Consider the following 21,620-nt stretch of genomic DNA (forward strand, 5'->3'; position numbering starts at 1 on the left):
CAACTCTCAAATTAAAGCTAGTTGTCTTGTATTAACTGTATTTAATAATATTAACATAACTATTGAAAAATATGAACTGTAAAAGTTTATAAATGTTAGATTGTGATTATAAAATGTCGAATTTTAAGAAAAAATAAGCATTTTAAGGTAATAATAAAAGATAACTCACTAGAGTATTTTAAATATTATAATGCAGAAATTTAATTCTAAAAATATACTGTGTTACTTAATTAGATTATAGTAGCATAGTGTATTTTTTTTGGAATTTAGAACAAACTATTAATGTTAATGAAATTTATAGATTGTTTTCTAAGGAGGAATTAATTTGAAGAGTAAAAAGCAATTATTTAAAAGATGTAGTGCTGTGGTTATGATAGTTTTAATTACATATTTTGCAAATGAAATTTACCTTAATATTTCTAGTATGAAAGTTATGGCACAGGTTTACAAATATGGCGCGCGTGGTGAACAAGTTAAACAAATTCAAACTAAACTAAAACAATGGGGATACCATAAGGATAGTGTTGATGGAATATATGGGTACAATACATATCTTTCTGTTAAGGCATTTCAAGGTAGTAATGGATTAGATGCAGATGGAATTGCAGGAAAACAAACACTTGCGGCCATGGGTATTTCGGTTAGTACATCAACTCCAGGTGGATCAGCTTCCGGCCAAAACGTAACAAATAATAAGGATGTGGATTTAATAGCTATGCTCATAAATGGGGAGGCTAGAGGAGAACCTTATGAAGGTCAGGTGGCTGTTGGAGCAACAATTTTAAACAGAACAAGAGATGCAAGATTCCCGGCTACAATAGCGGGAGTAATTTATCAACCAGGGGCATTCACAGCTATAGTCGATGGACAAATAAATGCAAAACTTGAAGAAAGCTCCGTAAGGGCTGCAAGGGATGCAATAAATGGATGGGACCCCTCAGATGGAGCAGTATTCTATTTTAATCCTGCAACGGCTACTAATAAGTGGATATGGTCACGCACACTTATAAAAGTAATTGGTAAACATAGGTTTTGTAGCTAGAATAATCATAAAATAGTAGTAGAAAATTTCTACTACTATTTTATATGCATTATTCTTGCATGCAATATTTAATTATTAGATCTAGAGTAGACAATATGGAATCCATATGAGTCCTTTCATATCCATGTGAAGCGAAAATACCGGCACCAATTAAAGCTGTTTTAATATCCCATCCAGCTATTAGAGCAGCAGAAGCATCAGAACCATAGTGTGGATAAATATCTATTTTATAATCTATGTTTTCTTTTTTGCATATATTTGTTAATTTTTTCCTTAGATCTAAATCATAAGGGCCTGTTGAGTCTTTAGCGCAAATACAAACACTATACTCAGATGAATTTTGATCAAGACCAGGGCAACCCATATCTACTGATACAAACTCTTTAGTATTTTCTGGAATTGATGCAGAAGCTCCATGTCCAACTTCTTCATAATTACTAATAAATATATTAGTTGTATATGGAAGTTCAATGTTATTTTCTACTATGTGTTTTATAGCATAAAGGAGAATTGCAACTGAAGCCTTATCATCTAGGTGCCTAGATTTTATAAAACCTTTTTCGGTAAAGAGTGTTCTCGCATCAAAGCAAATGAAATCACCGACGCTTAAGCCTAATTCCTCCACTTCTTTTTTTGAAGAAATTTTTTCATCAAGAATTACTTCCATGTTTTCAGGGGTTCTTTTAAGTTCACGAGCATCATTACCACTAATATGCACTGAAGGTTTTGTGCAATGGATAGTTCCGGTGAAGGTTTTGCCATCAATAGTTTCTATGGCGCAGTTTTCACCTTCTATTGAATTCATCATGTATCCACCTATAGGATCTAATGCTAAAGAACCACTGGAATTAATATTTTTAACCATTGCACCAAGTGTATCCACATGAGCAGAAAGTGTTCTTTGGTAATCGTTATTTTTGCCTTTTAAGGTGATTACAATTGCACCTTTATTAGTAATGAAATGGGGTGCGTTTAGAATATTAAGCTCATCATTTATATAGTCCATAATTTTTTGTGTATAACCTGAAGGACTAGATATTGATAAAATGTTCTTTAAATAGTATTTAATTTTATCTTCATTATAATTCATATTATCACTCCTTAAAATGGAATTAGTATAAGTTTAATTTTACCATAAAAGGCACTTGATTGGAACTGAAATATTAAGCTAAGTTAACAAATAAGCAAGAGTGAATAGGGGGAAAGTATAGGAATATTAGCTTCCTTGTAGTATAATATGCTTGAGTAGAAAAGGAGATTACATATGAAGAAAAAAGCAATTATAGTATTAGGAATTTTAGTGTTGTTAGGTGCAATTATATTTACTAGCTACTCTTATTTTAAAGTAAAACAATGGGATTCTTTGATTTTGCCTAAAATCAAAATAGAAAATGAAGACTTAACAGGTAAAACTAAGGAACAGGCCCAAATAATAATGAAGGAAAAGTACTCAAGTAAGGTGATTAAGAAAAAAATTACAATAGTAAATGAAGATAAAAAATATACCTTGGACTATTCAATGCTAGACGCAAAATATAATATTGATGAAGCTATAAAGCAGGCAATGAGCTATGGAAGTGACATGAATATGTTACAAAGATATAAAGCTATTAAAAATCCTGATGATAAGCAAATAAAGCTGACCTTTGAATATAATGATAAGGCTGTTGATAAAGTATTAGAGGAAATGACAAAAGATATAAATAAAGATCCAGTAAATGCAACTATAACTATGGTTAGCAGTGGAAACTTTAATGTTACAAGTGACGCTTATGGAAAGCAGTTAGAATCAGTAAAATTGAAAAAAGAAATTAAAAGTAAAATAAATGGTCTTCTCTCGGGAGTTGATATAAGTATCACGGCTCCAGTAAAGAAATTAAGTCCTAAAGTTACGGAAGCTTCCTTAAATGCGATAAATACAAAAATTTCAAGCTATAGTACGAACTTTGCAAGTTCACAAGAAGGCAGAGCTACAAATATAGAGTTGTCTACTAAAAGTATAAATGGGACACTACTTATGCCAGGAGATGTCTTTAGCTTTAATGGAATTGTAGGAGAGAGAACTGCAGCAAGAGGATATAAAACCGCTGGGGTAATTGTTGGAGATAGATTAGAGCAAGGGTTAGGTGGGGGAATATGCCAGGTTTCATCTACTCTGTATAATGCAATGCTTACAACTGAAATTCTTTCTGTAGAAAGAATTCATCATACAATTTCTTCGGGTTATATCCCAAAAGGACAAGATGCTACAGTTGATTATGGCAATCTAGATTATAAGTTTAAAAACACATTTAAGTATCCAATATACATTGAAGGTGTTATATCAAACAGAAATCTCTCATTTAACATTTATTCTAATTCCACATTAACTAAAAGATCTTATGAAATTGTAAGTGAAGTATTGGAAGTTACTCAGCCAAAGACCGAAATAATACAAGATCCAACTAAGTACGAGGGTGAAAAAGAAATTGTTAAGACGGGTTATGCAGGATTTAAAGTCAAAGTGTGTAGAAAAACTTATGAAAATGGTAAGCTAATTGGTACACAGGTTATAAATAATGATACATTCAACGTTATTAATGGAACTATAAAAGTTGGTACTAAGAAGAGAGCATAACGTTTAATTAACGTTATGTTCTCTTCTTAATGACATTTCAGAAGATGATTTAATAAAAAAAACTTAAGAAGGAGAATGAAAAATATGGATTACAAATTGATATGTATAGATATGGATGGTACGCTTCTAAATGATAAAAAAACTATTAGTGAAAGGAATCTTAGCGCTATAAGGCTAGCTAATAAAAAGGGCGTAAAGATTGCAGTATGTACGGGAAGAATTTTTGCCTCTGCTGATTTTTTCTCGGATCTCTTGGGAGTTAAATCACCGGTAATAGCTGCGAATGGTGCTTATATCAGAGAAAAAGATAGAGATGAAGTAGTTTACAATGAAGCGTTAGGTGTGGAAAAATGCAAAAAGCTGCTATCTGTGTTTAAAAAGTATGAGATTTATCCGCATTTTTATACCAAAGACATGATTTTTACGGAAAATTTAACATATTCTACATCTTTTTATGCGGGAGTTAATAAAACACTACCAAAGGATAAGCAGATCAAAGTAGTGCTCGTGAAGGAGTGGAATGAGATATTTAAGAAATATGAAACTGAAATTTTTAAAGGTATAGGGGTAGATGAGGATACAGAAAAAATCCGAAAAGCAAAAATATCATTAAGAGATATGGATAATTTTGAAGTGGTAAGCTCTCATTTCGATAATTTTGAAGTAACAAATAAGGGAGTATCAAAGGGAAATGCGGTTAAGATTTTAGCTGATTATTATGGAATAAATCGTGAACAGGTTATTTGTATAGGAGATAGTGAAAATGACTTATCTATGATTAAAATTGCAGGACTTGGAGTTGCTATGGGAAATGGAGATGGGTTCGTGAAAGAAGCTGCAAAATATATTACTGATACTAATAATAACGATGGAGTAGCGAAGGTTATTGAGAAATTTGTGCTAGAAGTGTAATGGTAAGCCTTTCATTCCATCCTTGAAAGAGTGGAATGAAAGGCTAATTTTGAGTTGTAGGAAGTTATTCCAGTCAACTTCAATGATTAGGCTTTATTTTCTATCCATTTAATAAATTTTTTTGCTTGAATTCTAGCATAAATGGGATATAAAAAGGGTAATATTCTATTAAGGCCAAGGGTGACTGCATAAGCCTTTGATGGATATATAGATTTTTTGTTTTTTTCAATACCTTTTATTATGCTTTCCGCAACTTTATCTGGTGTCTGAACTGGCCAAGGTACTGGTGCTTTATCTCCAGCTCTTTTAAAAAAGTTAGTACTTGTAGCAATAGGATAAATTAGTGAAAGTCTGCCTTTATCTCTAATTTCATAATTATGGACGCGTCCAAAGCCATCTATTGCACTTTTAGTAGAACAGTATAAGGAATATCCTGGTAAAGGGACTTTGCTAACAGCCGAACAGGTAATGGCTACATGATATTCTTTTCTTTTATTGAGTTTTTTCATTTTTTCAAAAGCATAAATAGGGGAAATTACATTAGTTTTAAATATATCTTCAATGTGACCCCAATCTGGCTCAAGTATTTCTTCACAATAGGCAAAACCTGCATTAGCTATAAATATATCCACATGACCTAAAGTAGCTATTGCATATTCAAACAGCTTATCCATCTCTTCCTTATTAGATACATCACAGGAATATGGTATTACATAGGCTCCGAAGTTATTTATTTTTTCTACATTTCTACCAACTGCTATTACATTTGCATTATACACACCTAATCTTTTTAATACCTCATTGCCTATACCCGAAGAGGCACCTGTGAGTATAATATTCTTATCTTTAAAATTCATTTAGTTTACCTCCATATAGAGAATTGTCATTACAGCTGCCTGCTTACTACATAAGTCATTTCTTGTAAATTAAACATTCCATCATGAGATGTGCCTGGATAGTGCCTAGACATAAAACCTGGCTTAGTTACAATGCTTACTCCAAGTTGAGTCATGTTTTCAATAATTTCAATATCAGATCCATTATAACCCATAGTTTGAAGGTAATCTTTAATGTTTTTTTCTACATAACTATAAAGTTCTTCCTTACTTTCATAAGGGCTAACAAAAATAAATCTATTAAAGCATCTATCTATATCTTCTTTATCTGGTAATGTTTCATTTAAAACTACTGTATAGTCAGCATTCTTTGAAGAATATACTTTTGTTTCATTTTTCAGGCCATATTTCAATAAGCAATATTGCCTATCTTGTATTGTTTTTACTGAGTTCCATGGATTCAAGTATGCTTTAGGTAAAACACTTGATAAATTCTCTAGGGACTTAGCAAGCTCAGAAGCAAAAAAAATCCTGTCTATATCTTTATTTATAAAAATAATTCTTGGAGATAAACAAGCTTTTTGTTCCCAAAATACAATATCGCTTCCTATATTTTGGGCAACAACTTCCAAGTCTTTTTCTTCATCTATTACCTCGAAACTAATTTTAGGACCATGCATAATAAGATGTGTTTGATGTTTAGCACATAATCCAGCCATTATTCCACCAGAATATGCTCCGCCCCAATGTACTACACAATCACTTTCTTTTACTAAAGTTTCATATATATTTGAGGAGGAACTATCAAAATAAGTTACTGAAAGTCTATCCTTTATACTGCTATCAATTTCGCATAGACTTTGATAAAAAGCATATGCAAAATATGGTTCATCTCCTGATACTTTAACTATATTACAATTCTTTGATAATAAGCCCATAGAAATACTTACAGGTATTACGATGAATGCATTACCAGATACGTTATGGAAAATTAATCCTCTAGGTTGTCTATGGCAATACCCATAGCTTGTTTCTGCCCAATTATCAAGTACATCACTATCACCTAGTTCTTCTAAAATTTCTTTTTCAATGTTCTCTCTTAAAAGCATTGACATACTTCCTTCAAGTTCATAGGCTACAAGTTGCGGACTTTGATTGGTTATTGTAGCCAAAGCATCAATATGTTTCTGAGAATATTCTCTATTTAGCCATAGTTTAGCACATTTATCTAAAGTTTCTATAGTTCTTTCTGTAGATATATCATGAGCGGCTTTCTTATTTGAATTAAGTCTTTTTATCTCGCTAATTATCTGTTCTTCATCTGTACAATTTAATTCTAGCTTTAACCCATTTATATCTTTTTCTAAAATTGTCTTTCCTACTGTATATTCAATTCTCATTTTTTACCCCCTGATACATTAAGTGTTGCACCACAGCCTTTAGCCTCTGCTCCTTTAACTCTTCCAAGAATTTTTATGGTCATTTCATCTTTGCCACAATCTGGGCATCTATTTGTAGAAACTATTTCTCCAATATCATCTACAAGCACGGATGCACCTGCAAAAGTATCAGTACCATATGCATTTAATACTTGAATAAATCCTTTGTTTCCAACTTTATTTAATGGATTAAGAGTCTTTACATCTCTTATGATTACTCTTCCCCAGCTAGGTATATGGAAGAGATAATCCTTATGCTTCTTTGAATAATGACCTGTTATAACGAAACTATTTTCTGTAAAAGAATATGAATCAATAAAATTTTCTTCCGGTACTCCGAGAAAACGTGATACAGTTTCTACAAATCTCCATCTCTCAATTTTATTCCCAATATTTACAGATCCCTTTCTACCATCCCAACCACCTCCTCCAGTATGAATTAAAACATTCTTTCCAAGGTTAACAGGCTCCATTTTATCCATTAAATATTCAATAGTATTATAAAATATTAGGGTGGACCCTCCAACTAAAAGGTAATCTTCTTTATTATTATGATTAGTAATAAACTTCTCAAATTCATCTATATCTACTTGGAAATTACCTTCAAAAGGCTTTAATAAGAAAAGTGTACTTTTACCAAAATCAAATAAATCAAGGAGGTTTCCAATATAGGACTCTGTTGGTTTATCACACAAATTTTCACTATTATGCATTCTCATTACTTCTGGTTCTGGATAAAAAACACATTCATAATCAAATCGAGGTCGAAGTGTCTTTTTATCGCAACGCATCAATTCCTGGATTTTTAAAAGATCTGGAAGATTTCTTCCAACTACACTAGGATCTCCGCTTGTACTACTAGAAACTGTCCACTTTTCAAGATTCTTTGTATTTATTCTAAGAAGATTAGAATATAGCCCTGATGACTTTTTAAAAAGGGTGGTTGCAATAAAAGGAACATGATTAATATCCTCTTTTGTATTTAGATCTCTGCTTGGATTATATGATTCATTGTCACAAAGTAACCTATATGCACTGCATTGCTCATATTGATTTATAACATTACTTCTAAAATCTTTAAAATAATTATATTTACTCATTAAGTACCCTCCTATTTTACTATTGAAAATCATAAACTAATGGATATTTATTCCGTATGCATTGAAGTATAGTTGAAAACTAGTTGTTTGTTAAATTTATATTTTAAGAATATTTATCTTACTATAGTTCAAAATAGGAACTTCACAGAGGGTATGCTTACTTTTACATAGAATTAATCCAATTTAATGTGTAGAGTGTTAGTTGACTAATTCACAAATATAACCATAAAATACATTGAATCACTAAAAAGTTACTTGATTGGGAGGGATTTTCTATTAAAACTTTGAGAGGGAAAATTGCAGTGTTTTACATAGTTCTAACTATAATTATTACTTTAGTTAGTGCTGTATCAATTTATAATATATTTGAAGTAAGAAGATCAATAGATAATGTTGAACTGGATAGTTACAAAATTGTAGATTCATCAAATAATATGGATGAATGCATTGATAATCAACTTAAAGCAATATTTCAAAATAATTACCAAAATGGCGTTAATTTATTTTATGACAACAATCAAAAATTTTATATGTATTTTAATACGGAAAGTGCCCGAGTTACAAATCTAAATGAGAAGATATTAATGGATAAAATCAATACAAACTATCTTAAATTTGTAAAACTCTATTCTCAAATTGATACAAAAACCAATACCGTTGATTCTATTAAAACTCATAATTTATCAATAATTTTATCTGCTAATGATGTGAAAAAAGACCTAAGAGATATTGTTGAAATTAGAAAAAAAACTATAATTAAAGATAAAATTAAAGTTAAGCAGGTTAGCTTTTTTTGTATTTGCGTTAATCTATTATCTATTCCCATAATAATAATAGGCTTTATTATATCTATTTTTTATATAAATCGCGCACTGAAGCCTATAAGAGCTCTTATCCGTACTATTCAATCCGTTAAAAATGGGGATTTAAGCACTCAAGCTCCCGTATTTTATAACGATGAAATAGGAACGCTTGCTACTGAATTTAATGAAATGACTAGAAAGCTTTTTGAATATGAAAAAAGTAGTAAAGGTTCTTTAATGGCAGAGAAAAATAGATCGCTTACTATAGTTAAAAGTATTCCTGATCCAATAATAGTGCTGGATGTGAATTTTAGAATCATGCTTCTTAATAAGTCCTGTGAAAATTTTTTTAATATTAAAGAGAATGAAGTGGTTAACACACATTTTTTAGATAGTATTCGAAATCTTGATCTTTATGATCATGTTTTTTCAGTAATTAATAACTTACAAAATGAAGAGAAAACTATAAAAGTGTCTACAAAGGGAAAAACATATTTTTTTAATACTACAGTAAATCCAATTAAAGATAGTAGTTTAGGAATAGATGGTGTAGTTATTTTGATGAAAAATGTTACTGGATTAAAACAATTAGAAAAAATAAAGATAGATTTTATTGATACTGTATCTCATGAATTTAAAACTCCGCTTACCTCAATTATGATTGGTATTGAACTTATTCATGATAAACATATTGGCAAGCTTAATGAAAAACAAGTAACAGTGTTAGACACCATAAAAGAAGATGGTGAAAAACTTTCAGATTTAGTGACTAATCTTCTTCGGTTATCTCGTATTCAATCTGATAGAACTATTTTTAATATTAAACCTTGTAATATTAAAAATATTATAGAAAATTGTTGTAAATCCTATGAGGCACAAGCAAAATCTCTGGGTATTAAAATGAACTATGAACAAAAGAAACTTCCTCTTGTCCTTGGTGACAAGGAAAAATTAGAATGGCTGTTAAATAACCTAGTCTCAAACTCCTTTAAACATTCTAATTTAGGAGATGTGATATCCATAGGTTCTTATTTGAAAAACAATATGGTTCATTTATTTGTCAAAGACACTGGTGAAGGAATGCCAACAGAATATAAAGATAAAGTTTTTGAGAAATTCGTGCAAATTAAAAGTAATGATTATTGGTCTGGGAGCGTAGGTCTTGGACTTTCTATTGCCAAGGAAATAGTGGATGCCCATAAGGGAACTATATGGTGTGAAAGTGAACTTGATGTGGGGAGTATCTTTACATTTACCCTTCCTATTTCTAGAAATAAAAAGGGGCGTGCGTTATGAAAAGTAAAATTTTAGTTGCAGATGACACAAAAAATATAAGGGTGCTGTTAACAACATGTTTAGAATCACGAGGATGTGAGGTTATATCTACAGGTAATGGAAAAAATGCACTCGAAATAATAAATGAAGAAAAGAAAGATTTAGATCTTATATTTTTAGATATTAGAATGCCAGAAATGACTGGTACAGAGGTTTTAAGACAAATACGATCTATGAATATATCTTGTCCAGTAATTATTATGACAGCCTTTGCCACAGTGAAAAATGCTATAGATTGTACAAAACTTGGTGCTGTAACTTATCTTCAAAAACCCTTTTCTGTTAAAAGGATAGATTCACTGCTAAAGGATTTAGTTAAAATAAAGCCCGAACTTATAGAAGGGGTTAAGGATGAAAACTATTATATTAATAAAGCTGAAAATCAAATGGCTAAAGGTAATTGTACTCAAGCATTAGGAAGTTTAAAAACTGCACTTTATATTAATCCATACAACGGCAAGATATATGGATTAATAGGGGAGTGTAACCAGTGTGAGAAAAATTATAAAGAGGCTGAAAGATTTGCTGCTATAGCAAAATTATTTTAAGACTTCTACATATATAGGATTAAGTGTATATGAAAGTTATGAAACTCTTGATTATCAAGGGTTCAGAACTTATTTATTTATAATAAACATTGGAAATATGTATCGGATTTTGCTATAATGTAGTTTAGATGAAATAGTTTAAAAAAAACTAAAGGAGTATTTTACTATGAGTAATAGGTATTTACATTCAATAAGAAGTGATTATAAGGGAGATATGGATAAGAAAAGAGATTTTGAGAAGATTAAGAAGTTTTTTAGTATACATAAAAAAGATGAATATACCTTAGATAATCAAACATGGGACGATTTAGATATGAATAAGGTGTACGAAAAATTGGATAGAGCATATAGTAGCCCTGGAGAAGCCGCTTTATACACAATGCTTAGAAATCCTTTAATGAAGGAAGAAAAATTGAAAAAAAGGGGGAAACTAATTCAGTCATTTAAAGAAAATGACAGATTAAGAGAAAGCCTTCAGTGCATTTTCCTTGAATTAGGTAGTGATATAAAAAATAGTTTTCTAGATATGATTGAAACTGACCTTATAATAAATAAAACTAAATATTATATTTATACTTTTATTGGAAAGATATTACCATTAATAGCGATCTTGCTTGCGATATTTGTGAATATTAAATTTATGATAGTTTTGTTTGGAATCGCGTCTATTAATATGCTAATAAACTCTTCAGAAGTAAGGCAAATTAAATCTAATGGCATTTTTTATCTGCAAAAAAATATTAAGGCAGCTAAAAAAATTGTAAGCATAAATAATAAAGATATTGTTTATTATAAAGATAAGATAACAATAATGCTTAAATCTGTAAAGGATATAGATAGAAACATAAGATTAATAGGATTTATAAATATGTGGCAAGGATTGTTTGAATTTATATCTGTGATATTTCTCCTTGAAGAAACTGCTTATTATTCTATATCTCATAGGATAAAAGAAGAAAAAGAAGTTTTAATGGACCTTTACGGTGCAGTTGGTGAAGTAGAAGCCTTAATTTCTATCGCGGGTTATAAGCATAATTTAGGTGAGCAGTATGTAAAACCTAAGTTTATAAAGCAGGTTAAGTTAACTATAGAAGAGGGAATACATCCTCTTATAGACAAGGCTGTTGCAAACTCAATTAACATAGAAAATGGAGGTATTGTGCTTACGGGCACAAATATGGCAGGGAAGTCGACTTTTCTAAGAATGCTAGGGGTAAATATAATTTTGGCTCAATGCTTTGATTTTGTTTTGGCTAAAAGTTACGAAGCTCCTTTTTTTAACATAGTTACATCAATTAGCCCTAATGATGATTTAACAAAGGGAAAAAGTTTCTATATGGCAGAGGCGGAAGCAATTCTTAGAATAATCAAAGCGCTAGAAAAGGATGCAGCTGTATTTTGCCCAATAGATGAGATATTTAGGGGTACAAATCCAATAGAGAGAATTTCAATGTCGGCGGAAATACTAACATACATAAACAATGGAAAATCTGTTTCTATTGTAGCGACTCATGATAGAGAATTAGTGAACATTCTAAAAGAAAATTATGAGTTTTATTATTTTAGTGAAAAGGTTGATACGAGTAAAGGATTAAGTTTTGATTATAAGATAAAAAAAGGAGTTTCTCAAACAAGAAATGCTATAAAACTTTTAGAGTACATGGGTTATCCAAAGAAAATAATATCTAGATCGTTTAAAAGAGCTGAGACCATAGAAAAATTATTATAGTAGCACCACAGGTGATGATATAACCCAGAGAATGTAGACTAGCTGCATCTTTACTATTAGCTATACTTAGGGTAATATGGTTTTAGATATTTATATGTTTTATACTGAAAAAGAAGGGTAAGGAGGATTTATTGTGAATTTAAATATAGTTTTATTTCAACCGGAAATTCCACAAAACACTGGTAATATAGGAAGAACTTGCGTACTAACTGATTGCAAACTTCATCTTATAAAACCTTTAGGATTTAGTTTAGAGGAGAAGCAACTTAAAAGAGCGGGACTCGATTACTGGCCTTATTTGGATTTAGAGATACATGATACATATGAAGCTCTTAGAGAAAAATATAAAGAGTCAACTTTCTACTATTCTACAACAAGAGCTTCAAAATTATATTCAGATGTAAAATATAAAGACGGGGATTTTATAATTTTTGGCCGAGAGTCATCAGGGCTTCCAGATAATGTTCGTGGTAGCGATCCTGAAAGGTGTATAAAAGTGCCTATGATAAATAGTACAACTAGGTCCCTTAATCTTTCCAATACAGTAGCTATTGTGACATATGAAGCACTTAGGCAAATAGGATTTAAGAATATGAAATAAGGTGCATAGCAATTAACAACTGTTATATCCCCAAGAGACGAACAAGGAGATAGGAATGGAAAAGATTAAAATCATAACAGATAGCACGTGCGATTTAAATAAAGACATTATTGATAAGTATAATATAGAAGTTTTACCACTACTCGTGAACATAGAAAACAAAACTTACAGGGATGGCGAGGATATTAATTTACAAGAATATTTATATAAAATGAATAATTCTGAGCAGTTCCCTGTGACCACTCAGGTAAACCCACATAGATTCTATGAGTGCTATAAAAAATATTTAGATGAGGGATATAAGATAGTTTCTATTCATTTATCTTCAAAAATGAGTGGGACTTATCAATCTTCATGTATGGCTAAAAGCATGTTATCATCAGAAGATATTATCACAATTGATAGTTATAATGTTACATCAGGTCTTGGAATTTTGGTTTTAAAAGCCTGTAAATTAAAAGAAGAGGGATGTAATATATTTGAAATAGAAGAAAAAGTTAAACAAACAATACCTCATGTGAAAAGTGCGCTTGCTTTTGATTCGTTAAATAATTTAGTTAAAGGTGGTCGATTGTCTAAAACTGCTGGAGCGATAGGCGGGCTACTCGGGATAAAATTAATTTTAACTGTAAAAGATGGTGAAATGGCCGTAATAGATAAAGTTCGTGGAAGCAAAAAAGCAATAAAAACTATTTTGAAAAATTTAGAGCAAACAGGGAATAGAAGTGGAGAGACAAGTATTCTATTGCAAGCTAGTGACCGAGATATTCTAGGGAGTTTACGATCTCATATGAGTGAACGTGAAATGGACTTTATAGAATGCTCGGTTGGATGCGTTGTGGGGACACATGCAGGTGAAGGTGCCTGTGGCATTTTTTACGTTGAAGAATATTAAAATTTTTACTAAGTGAATAAAAAGTGAGGAGGTTAAGCGTATGGTACATATTTATGATACTATAATTATTGGGGGCGGACCTGCAGGATTATCTGCTGGCATTTATGCATCAAGATCAAAAATGGACACTTTAATTATTGAAAGAGGAGAGTTTGGTGGACAGGTTGCTACAACTAATGAAATAGATAATTACCCAGGCTCCATTGAAGATTGTACAGGAGCATCATTAAGCAAGCGAATGGAACAGCAAGCGAAGGAATTTGGAACACAATTTGTTAAAGAAGAGGTTATGCAAGTTGAGGTCGAAGGTGACATTAAGTTAATCAAATGTATGAAAGAAACTTACAAGGCTAAAACAATTATAATTTCCTCGGGAGCGAGCCCAAGACTTGGTGGATTTAAAAATGAAATAGAATTAAGAGGAAAAGGAGTTTCTTATTGTGCAACTTGTGATGCTGACTTCTTTGAAGATTTAGACATTGTAGTGCTAGGAGGCGGAGATTCAGCTATATCTGAAGCTATATACTTAACTAAATTTGGGAAAAGTGTTACAGTAATACATAGAAGAGCAGAGCTCAGAGCTGCTAAGTCACTTCAAGAAAAAGCTTTTAATAATCCGAAAATAAAGTTTGTTTGGAATACAGTAGTTACGGAGGCTAAAGGCGAAGAAAGCTTGGAGGGATTAGTACTTAAAAATACTAAAACTGGTGAAACTCACGATTTAAAAGCAGATGGATGTTTTGTATTTGTAGGATACCTTCCAATTTCGGAATTGTTTAAAGGGAAGATTACCATGAATGAGCGAGGCGAAATTATCACTGATGAAGAAATGAGAACTAATATACCTGGAGTATACGCTGCAGGAGATATAAGAGCAAAATTACTAAGACAAATAATTACAGCAGCAGCAGATGGGGCAATAGCATCTACCCATGCTGAATATTACATTGAAAATATGATTTAATTAGTTTGTAAATTCGGAAGGAATACCCATAATTTCAGTTATGAGTGTCCTTTCTAAAAAATTATTTTAAAATTGTAATAATTAGGTTTAAATAAAAACATAGGCAAGTAATAAAAAATCTATATACAGCATATAATATACTTTAGCATCAGATAAAGATTACAAATAAAAATATTCTAAAATAAAAAGGATTTTTTTAATCTTTATAGAATACATACTGCGAAGCAATAATATGGTTTAATTAATTAGTTAATTACTTAGGGAGGAATTTATTATGAATAAAAGAAAGATAGTGGCAGTACTTACATCAATGGCAATAGTTACAACATTGTTTGCTGGCTGTGGAACTAAGAAGGAAGCTGTAAAAAATACACAAAAAAGTACTGTCGTTGTAGGACTTTCTACTGATGAAGGTGGATTAAACGACAAGGCATTTAACCAATCAGCAGATGAAGGGGTTAAAAAGGCGCAATCTGAAGACGGTTTCACGTACCATGCTCTTGAAGCTCAAAAGAAAGAGGATTATTCAGCAAATTTAGAGTCATTAGTCGAAGAGGGTTCAAATCTAACTTTTGCTGTTGGATATCAAATTGCAGATGCAATGACAGAGGTTGCTAAAACTCATACTGATAAAAACTTTACAATTATAGACTCAGTTGTTAATCTTCCAAACGTAGCATCAATTACTTTTAAAGAGCAAGAAGGATCTTTTTTAATGGGAATTATTGCTGGGAAAATGACTAAAACTAATAAAATTGGATTTATTGGTGGAAAAGATAATGAATTAATAAACAGATTTGAAGTTGGGTTTGCAGCTGGTGTTAAAGCAGTTAATCCAGAAGCTGCAAAAGGATTATTGAGCATAGATGGTAAGAGTGCAGGAACAACTGTAAAATATGCAGATAGTTACAATGATTCAGCAAAAGGTTATGAATTATCTAAATCATTATATCAAGGCGGTTGCGACGTAATTTATCATGCAGCAGCGGGAGTTGGTCTTGGTTTATTTAAAGCGGCTAAAGAATTAAAAGATGGAGGGAAGACAGTTTGGGCTATAGGAGTTGATATGGATCAATCTTTAACAGTTCCACAGTATTCTGATATTATACTTTCAAGTATGATAAAAAGAGTTGATACAGCAACTTACAATCAAGCTAAAGCTCAAATTAAAAACGAATTTAAAGGCGGTACAGTTACTAATCTTGGGTTAAAAGAAAAAGGCGTAGGAATAGCTGATACATCTAATAAAAACGTACCAAAAGATGTTTTAGATGAAGTTAAAAAATATGAAGATAAAGTTATAGCTGGAGAAACAGTTGTCCCAGTAAATAGACAAGGAGCAATGGATTTTAAATAAAAATCAATAAATAAAAATTTTCATTTACTGATTTATGGTTTTTAGTATACAATAAGAGCTAGATGTGTTACATCTAGCTCTTTCTAAGAATAATGAAAATTTTGGGTGGAGATGATGTCAGCACCAAAGGTGATGTCAGCACCACAGGTGATGAATAATCTTTTTAAGGAGGAAATCCAATGGAAAAGGTAATTGAAATGAAGGGCATAACAAAGATTTTTCCAGGAACCATTGCCAATGACAACATAAATTTTGAACTATTAAGAGGCGAAACGCACGTTCTTCTTGGTGAAAATGGTGCAGGAAAAACAACCCTTATGAATATTCTCTATGGTCTATATAAACAAGAAGAAGGCGAGATTTATGTAAGCGGTAACCTAGTGAATATATCTACTCCAAATGATGCTATCAAGTTAGGTATAGGAATGGTTCATCAGCATTTTATGCTTGTACATAATTTTACTGTTGCGGAAAATATTGTGTTGGGTATTGAGCCTAAAAAAGGATTCAAAATTGATATGGGCAAAGCGATACATGATGTTAAAGAAATTTCAGAAAGGTACGGTTTCGCAATAGACCCAAGCGCGGTTATAGAAGATATTTCTGTAGGGCAACAACAAAAGGTAGAGATACTAAAGGCGCTATATAGAGGTGCACAAATTTTAATATTAGATGAGCCTACAGCAGTTTTAACACCAAAGGAAATTGAGGAACTCGGAATAATAATTGAAAATCTTGAAAAAGAAGGAAAATCCGTAATACTGATAACCCATAAATTAAAAGAGGTTATGAGTATGAGTGATAGAGTTACTATAATTAGGCGAGGCGCAGTAACTGGAACAGTAAAGACTAAAGAAACAAGTATAGACGAATTAGCGCAGCTTATGGTAGGCAGAAAAGTTAATCTAACTGTAGAGAAAAATCCTGCTCAAATTCGCGGCGAAATATTGAAAATTGAAAATCTTTGTGCTTGTGATCACAGAGGATTACCTGCAGTACAAGATTTAAACTTAGCAGTATATGGTGGAGAAATTCTAGGGATAGCTGGTGTTGATGGAAATGGTCAATCTCAATTGTTAGAAGTTTTAACTGGACTTCAAAGGCCTAAGAGTGGAAGCATTATAATAAACGGTAAAAATACATATGGTAAGTCACCAAGAGATATTATGTCAGTAGGTGTTGGCCATATACCAGAAGATAGGCACAAAAGAGGGCTTATATTAGATTATTCTCTATTTGAAAACTCAGTGCTTGGAATTCATAAAAATGCACCCTTCAGTAAAGGCATAGTTATGAATTACAAAGAAATTAGAAAACACTGTGATGAACTTATTAGCGAATTTGATATTAGAACTCCAAATGCAGATGTAAATGCGGAATCATTATCAGGTGGTAATCAACAAAAACTTGTAGCAGCTAGAGAAATTTCAAAAGATCCGGAATTATTAATAGCAGCACAACCTACGAGAGGTCTTGACGTTGGTGCAATTGAATATATTCACAAAAGATTAGTTGCAGAACGTGATAAGGGTAAGGCGATTTTATTAGTATCATTAGAACTTGATGAAATAATGGCATTATCAGATAGAATTGCCGTAATGTATGATGGCAGAATAGTAGATATACTCGATAGATGTGATGCAACAGAGAAAAAACTTGGTATACTTATGGCTGGTGGTAATCTAAATAAAACACCGGAAGGAGCTAAAGATAATGAATAAAGTAGAAAGTGAAAATAGTAATTTTGTAAGTATGGCAAAAAATATCATTAAAACACTTGCTTTCCCTTTCTTTTCTATAATCGTTTCTATATTTGTTGCTGTATTCTTTGTAATGTGGGCAAAAGGATATTCTATATTACAATACTTTTCAGCTTTAGGTGATTTATTTGGACTTATATATAAAGGTGGGTTTGGTAATACGAGAGTAACCTTCGTTACCCTTTCAGAAGTTACTCCATTAATATTTACAGGAGTTGCAAATGCTGTAGCATTTAAATGTGGATTATTTAATATAGGTGTTGCTGGTCAATTTATACTTGGAATGATGGCAGCGGCTGTTGTTGGAACATTGCCAGGACTAAATCCAGTAATTCATATAGTTTTAGTTATTTTAGCAGGACTTTTAGCCGGAGGAATATGGGGAGCAATCCCGGGATATTTAAAGGCTAAAGTAGGCACTCATGAAGTTATTAACACAATTATGATGAATTATATATCTATGGCTTTAGCCAATTTTATTATTTTAAGAACTAGTTTTGGAGTGGAAGGTAAAGCAAGTACTCCTAATATACAAGAGAGTGCAGAAATTCATAGGTTTGTTAGTGGTAGTGGAGCTAATATTAGTATATTCCTTGCCATAGCAGTAGCTATCTTTATATTCTGGTTATTATGGAAAACCACTGTTGGTTACGAAATAAGAGCAGTTGGTATAAATCCACATGCTGCAGAATATGGGGGGATTAATGTAGCGAAAAATACTGTTTTGGCTATGGTGATCTCTGGTGCAATAGCCGGAGTTGGTGGGGCAACGCATGTTGCAGGTGTGCTTCATAATGCAAAAGATTTTATGGCACTTCCCTCTTATGGGTTTGATGGAATTGCAGTTGCTTTACTTGCAAAGAGCAATCCTATTGGATGTATAGCATCAGCTTTATTATTTGGAACATTAAATAGTAGTTCTAGAACCCTTCAATTAAACGGAATACCAAAAGAAATAGTTTATTTAATCCAAGCTATAATTATTATATTTGTAGCAACAGATTATATTGTTAAATACTTCTCTGAGAAGAAAAAGAAGGGGGCGATTACAAATGAGTAGTGTTATTTTAATTAATTTGTTTGCGCAAACTTTAAGAATAGCTACGCCTCTAATTTTTGCAGCACTCGGTGGTATATTTTCAGAAAAATCAGGTGTGGTTAATATAGGCCTTGAAGGTATGATGGTAATAGGTGCTTTCTTTGCGGTATATGGAAGTTACACCACTGGAAGTCCAGCAATGGGAATACTTTTTGGAGTGATAGCAGGGGGTGTTTTGGGATTAATACACGCTGTGCTAAGCATACATTTGCGTGCAGATCAAGTAATCTCAGGTACTGCTATAAATCTTTTTTCTACGGCCCTTGCGAGTTTCTTAATATTTAAGTTATTTGGTGGTAAAGGTGGCCAAACAGATATAGTAACAGGACTTTCATATAACATACCGGATTGGATTAAAAATATACCAATAATAGGGGATTTAATATCGCAGCTAAACTGGTTTGTAATACTCGCGATTATTTTAGTATTTGTTTCGCATTATATACTATATAAAACACCTTTAGGACTTAGAATTAGAGCTGTAGGAGAACATCCAAAGGCGGCTGATACTTTAGGAATAAATGTTTATAAAATAAGATATTTATGTGTTATTTTATCAGGAATGCTAGCAGGGCTCGGTGGAGCAGCATTATCCCTCGGAATAACACCACTTTACAGAGAAGGAATGGTTGCAGGACGTGGATTTATTGCCTTAGCGGCTGTTATTTTCGGTAATTGGAAACCTTTCGGAGCGCTTGGGGCTAGTTTGTTATTTGCCTTTGGTAGTGCATTTAATATTTTTGCACAGGGACTTAGCTGGAATTTACCTACAGAAGTGTATGATGTTATTCCATATGTACTTACCATGATTGCACTTGCAGGATTTGTTGGAAAAACAACAGGCCCCCTTGCGAGTGGTAAACCATATGTTAAAGGATCTAGATAATATTTTAAAAATAAAAAATCTTAGCTTACGTTTTCTGCTGTTGTAGAAATTTATGCTGAGATTTTTTATTTTTATTTCTAGCTTAATGCATAATCTAGGTTTATATCATTAGCTATGTTATAATATTTATAATATGAGAGGTACATGAAAATAAATAGCAACCAAAGATGAGGTGATAATAAAATGAACATTAATTTTGGTTTAAATTTGATTCAAGAACAAAAATTAATAATGACTCAAGAAATGCAAATGTCTGTTAAACTTCTTCAAATGTCAGCATACGAGCTAGGACAATATGTAAATAAAGAGATGCAAGAGAATCCAGTGCTGGAGGAAAAAGACTTGCAAAACCACAAAAGTAATAACAATAATGAATTTGATTATAAAGAAATAATTAAATATCTTGGTAAGGATGATTATAAAGTAAAGAGCTATGCTGCAAAGAATGAAAATGAAGAAATTTCTCCATTTTATTATATTGCAGAGGAAAAATCTCTTAAAGATTATCTTAAAGAGCAAATAGGGGAACTAACGGAGCAGTATGAAATTTTAGAAATATGCAAATATATGGTGGAGAACTTAGATACCAAAGGTTATTTATCGGAAGATTTATCTGATATATGTAGGGAACTCGGAATAACAAATGAGAACGCTGAAATTGCACTTGAAATTTTCCAATCTTTAGAGCCACAAGGAATTGGAGCTAGGAACCTAAGGGAATGTTTAAGGATTCAATTACATAATCTGGGGATAGATGATGAAAATATTTATATAATCATTGATAAGTATTTAGAATTATTGGGAGAAAATAAATACAATGATATAGCTAAAGAACTAAATGTTAAAATTTCTGAGGTTCAAAAATATGGAGATATAATAAAAACTTTAGAGCCTAAGCCGTCAAGAGGATTTTATACTGGTGAGACGGTTAAGTATATTGTGCCTGATGCTTATATTAATAAAATTGATGACCAATATTTTATCTCTATGAATGAAGATGTACTTCCTAAATTGAATATAAATAGTTTGTATAAAGAAATTATTAAAAATGAAAATGATATAGAAGCTGTAGAATATGTAAAAGATAAGATTAATAGCGCAGTGTTTCTTATTAAAAGTATTGAACAAAGGAAAAACACTGTATATAGAGTTTTGGAAGATATTTTGGCAGTTCAAAAGGAATATTTCGATAAAGGCGCTGAATATTTAAAACCAATGACGCTTAAAAAGATTGCTAACAATTTAGAAATGCATGAATCTACTATAAGCCGTGCAATTAGGGAAAAATATGTTAGTATAAATAACGGGAAAGTCATTAAAATAAAAGACCTGTTTACTAATGGCATTGCGTCAATTGTAGGTGGTGAGGATGTATCCACAACTAATATTAAGAAAACTATTAAAGAAATGGTGTATAATGAGGACCAAAAGAAGCCCTTATCAGACCAAATTATTTGTAATCGATTAAATGTAGAAGGGATGAATATTTCAAGAAGAACTGTAGCAAAATATAGGGAAGAACTTGAAATTAAAAGTTCTTGTAAGCGGAAAAGATTTTAATATCTCAGCTACGCAGGAGATGATTTAATCATGCCGTTAACAAAATGTTAACATATTTTTTGCAAATACTAATTTAAAAAAGTTAGTATTTCATCTATAATGTTTGTGGGAGCAAAAAATATAAGCTGGGACTTAAA

The 21,620-nt window shown here is 31.7% G+C and carries 18 protein-coding genes; 14 read left to right on the forward strand and 4 right to left on the reverse strand.

The window, feature by feature from the left end; genetic code table 11:
* The first annotated feature begins 325 nt into the window (after positions 1 to 325).
* Entirely contained in the window at positions 326 to 1,042 is a 717-nt protein-coding gene (gene sleB, locus ACWJKP_RS04090; protein ID WP_369811880.1) for a spore cortex-lytic enzyme, read from the forward strand.
* Positions 1,043 to 1,091: 49 nt separating this feature from the next.
* Here the strand turns inward: sleB and ACWJKP_RS04095 are convergent, their stop codons facing one another.
* On the reverse strand, positions 1,092 to 2,132 hold the full coding sequence (locus tag ACWJKP_RS04095; protein ID WP_165412680.1) for a M42 family metallopeptidase: 1,041 nt from the start codon (positions 2,130 to 2,132) through the stop codon (positions 1,092 to 1,094).
* 174 nt (positions 2,133 to 2,306) lie between these two features.
* On the opposite strand from ACWJKP_RS04095, the gene ACWJKP_RS04100 reads away from it, so the two are divergent.
* Positions 2,307 to 3,659 (forward strand): VanW family protein, encoded by a 1,353-nt coding sequence (locus ACWJKP_RS04100; protein ID WP_165412681.1) that lies wholly within the window; start codon positions 2,307 to 2,309, stop codon positions 3,657 to 3,659.
* An 84-nt stretch (positions 3,660 to 3,743) separates the two neighbouring features.
* On the forward strand, positions 3,744 to 4,571 hold the full coding sequence (locus ACWJKP_RS04105; protein WP_165412682.1) for a Cof-type HAD-IIB family hydrolase: 828 nt from the start codon (positions 3,744 to 3,746) through the stop codon (positions 4,569 to 4,571).
* A gap of 86 nt (positions 4,572 to 4,657) precedes the next feature.
* Here the strand turns inward: ACWJKP_RS04105 and ACWJKP_RS04110 are convergent, their stop codons facing one another.
* Genes ACWJKP_RS04110 through ACWJKP_RS04120 form a run of 3 tightly spaced genes read right to left on the reverse strand, consistent with a single transcriptional unit; the run spans position 4,658 to position 7,946 of the window.
* Positions 4,658 to 5,428 carry an SDR family NAD(P)-dependent oxidoreductase gene (locus ACWJKP_RS04110; protein WP_462961425.1) on the reverse strand — a complete coding sequence of 257 codons (771 nt, stop codon included), beginning with the start codon at positions 5,426 to 5,428 and terminating at the stop codon, positions 4,658 to 4,660.
* A gap of 29 nt (positions 5,429 to 5,457) precedes the next feature.
* On the reverse strand, positions 5,458 to 6,807 hold the full coding sequence (locus ACWJKP_RS04115; protein ID WP_165412684.1) for an acyl-CoA reductase: 1,350 nt from the start codon (positions 6,805 to 6,807) through the stop codon (positions 5,458 to 5,460).
* On the reverse strand, positions 6,804 to 7,946 hold the full coding sequence (locus tag ACWJKP_RS04120; RefSeq protein WP_165412685.1) for a LuxE/PaaK family acyltransferase: 1,143 nt from the start codon (positions 7,944 to 7,946) through the stop codon (positions 6,804 to 6,806). The genes ACWJKP_RS04115 and ACWJKP_RS04120 overlap by 4 nt, the downstream gene beginning before the upstream one ends.
* Positions 7,947 to 8,248: 302 nt before the next feature.
* Between ACWJKP_RS04120 and ACWJKP_RS04125 the strand changes: the two genes are divergently transcribed.
* The 11 genes from ACWJKP_RS04125 to rpoN all read left to right on the forward strand — a co-directional run bounded on the left by ACWJKP_RS04125 (position 8,249) and on the right by rpoN (position 21,483).
* On the forward strand, positions 8,249 to 10,045 hold the full coding sequence (locus tag ACWJKP_RS04125; RefSeq protein WP_165412686.1) for an ATP-binding protein: 1,797 nt from the start codon (positions 8,249 to 8,251) through the stop codon (positions 10,043 to 10,045).
* Positions 10,042 to 10,632 carry a response regulator gene (locus tag ACWJKP_RS04130; RefSeq protein WP_165412687.1) on the forward strand — a complete coding sequence of 197 codons (591 nt, stop codon included), beginning with the start codon at positions 10,042 to 10,044 and terminating at the stop codon, positions 10,630 to 10,632. Before ACWJKP_RS04125 ends, ACWJKP_RS04130 begins: the two co-directional genes overlap by 4 nt.
* 166 nt (positions 10,633 to 10,798) lie before the next feature.
* A complete protein-coding gene (locus ACWJKP_RS04135; RefSeq protein ID WP_165412688.1) occupies positions 10,799 to 12,361 on the forward strand; it encodes a MutS-related protein in 1,563 nt (520 codons plus the stop codon).
* A gap of 133 nt (positions 12,362 to 12,494) precedes the next feature.
* Positions 12,495 to 12,962: a tRNA (cytidine(34)-2'-O)-methyltransferase gene (locus ACWJKP_RS04140; RefSeq protein WP_165412689.1), complete on the forward strand. Its 468-nt coding sequence runs from the start codon at positions 12,495 to 12,497 to the stop codon at positions 12,960 to 12,962.
* 55 nt (positions 12,963 to 13,017) lie between these two features.
* Positions 13,018 to 13,857, forward strand: a complete 840-nt coding sequence (locus ACWJKP_RS04145) for a DegV family protein (RefSeq protein ID WP_165412690.1) — start codon at positions 13,018 to 13,020, stop codon at positions 13,855 to 13,857.
* 40 nt (positions 13,858 to 13,897) lie between these two features.
* Complete coding sequence (gene trxB, locus ACWJKP_RS04150; RefSeq protein ID WP_165412691.1) at positions 13,898 to 14,821, forward strand: thioredoxin-disulfide reductase; 924 nt, start codon at positions 13,898 to 13,900, stop codon at positions 14,819 to 14,821.
* 274 nt (positions 14,822 to 15,095) lie between these two features.
* The gene (locus ACWJKP_RS04155) at positions 15,096 to 16,178 is read left to right on the forward strand and encodes a BMP family lipoprotein (protein ID WP_165412692.1); all 1,083 of its coding nucleotides are present in this window, start codon (positions 15,096 to 15,098) and stop codon (positions 16,176 to 16,178) included.
* Between the two features lie 179 nt (positions 16,179 to 16,357).
* Positions 16,358 to 17,899, forward strand: a complete 1,542-nt coding sequence (locus tag ACWJKP_RS04160; RefSeq protein WP_165412693.1) for an ABC transporter ATP-binding protein — start codon at positions 16,358 to 16,360, stop codon at positions 17,897 to 17,899.
* Positions 17,892 to 18,998 carry an ABC transporter permease gene (locus ACWJKP_RS04165; RefSeq protein ID WP_165412694.1) on the forward strand — a complete coding sequence of 369 codons (1,107 nt, stop codon included), beginning with the start codon at positions 17,892 to 17,894 and terminating at the stop codon, positions 18,996 to 18,998. The genes ACWJKP_RS04160 and ACWJKP_RS04165 overlap by 8 nt, the downstream gene beginning before the upstream one ends.
* Positions 18,991 to 19,923, forward strand: coding sequence for an ABC transporter permease (locus ACWJKP_RS04170; RefSeq protein WP_165412695.1), 933 nt, complete (start codon positions 18,991 to 18,993; stop codon positions 19,921 to 19,923). The genes ACWJKP_RS04165 and ACWJKP_RS04170 overlap by 8 nt, the downstream gene beginning before the upstream one ends.
* Before the next feature lie 189 nt (positions 19,924 to 20,112).
* Entirely contained in the window at positions 20,113 to 21,483 is a 1,371-nt protein-coding gene (gene rpoN, locus ACWJKP_RS04175) for an RNA polymerase factor sigma-54 (RefSeq protein WP_187351418.1), read from the forward strand.
* The last annotated feature ends 137 nt before the right edge of the window (positions 21,484 to 21,620 follow it).

Source organism: Clostridium sp. CM037, from assembly GCF_055081095.1.

What these genes read in the sequence shown, in the direction of transcription:
- ACWJKP_RS04095 (WP_165412680.1), bottom strand. Translation starts at nt 2,132, where the DNA reads ATGAATTATAATGAAGATAAAATTAAATACTATTTAAAGAACATTTTA.
- ACWJKP_RS04100 (WP_165412681.1), top strand. Translation starts at nt 2,307, where the DNA reads ATGAAGAAAAAAGCAATTATAGTATTAGGAATTTTAGTGTTGTTAGGT.
- ACWJKP_RS04105 (WP_165412682.1), top strand. Translation starts at nt 3,744, where the DNA reads ATGGATTACAAATTGATATGTATAGATATGGATGGTACGCTTCTAAAT.
- ACWJKP_RS04110 (WP_462961425.1), bottom strand. Translation starts at nt 5,428, where the DNA reads ATGAATTTTAAAGATAAGAATATTATACTCACAGGTGCCTCTTCGGGT.
- ACWJKP_RS04115 (WP_165412684.1), bottom strand. Translation starts at nt 6,807, where the DNA reads ATGAGAATTGAATATACAGTAGGAAAGACAATTTTAGAAAAAGATATA.
- ACWJKP_RS04120 (WP_165412685.1), bottom strand. Translation starts at nt 7,946, where the DNA reads ATGAGTAAATATAATTATTTTAAAGATTTTAGAAGTAATGTTATAAAT.
- ACWJKP_RS04130 (WP_165412687.1), top strand. Translation starts at nt 10,042, where the DNA reads ATGAAAAGTAAAATTTTAGTTGCAGATGACACAAAAAATATAAGGGTG.
- ACWJKP_RS04135 (WP_165412688.1), top strand. Translation starts at nt 10,799, where the DNA reads ATGAGTAATAGGTATTTACATTCAATAAGAAGTGATTATAAGGGAGAT.
- ACWJKP_RS04145 (WP_165412690.1), top strand. Translation starts at nt 13,018, where the DNA reads ATGGAAAAGATTAAAATCATAACAGATAGCACGTGCGATTTAAATAAA.
- trxB (WP_165412691.1), top strand. Translation starts at nt 13,898, where the DNA reads ATGGTACATATTTATGATACTATAATTATTGGGGGCGGACCTGCAGGA.
- ACWJKP_RS04155 (WP_165412692.1), top strand. Translation starts at nt 15,096, where the DNA reads ATGAATAAAAGAAAGATAGTGGCAGTACTTACATCAATGGCAATAGTT.
- ACWJKP_RS04160 (WP_165412693.1), top strand. Translation starts at nt 16,358, where the DNA reads ATGGAAAAGGTAATTGAAATGAAGGGCATAACAAAGATTTTTCCAGGA.
- ACWJKP_RS04165 (WP_165412694.1), top strand. Translation starts at nt 17,892, where the DNA reads ATGAATAAAGTAGAAAGTGAAAATAGTAATTTTGTAAGTATGGCAAAA.
- ACWJKP_RS04170 (WP_165412695.1), top strand. Translation starts at nt 18,991, where the DNA reads ATGAGTAGTGTTATTTTAATTAATTTGTTTGCGCAAACTTTAAGAATA.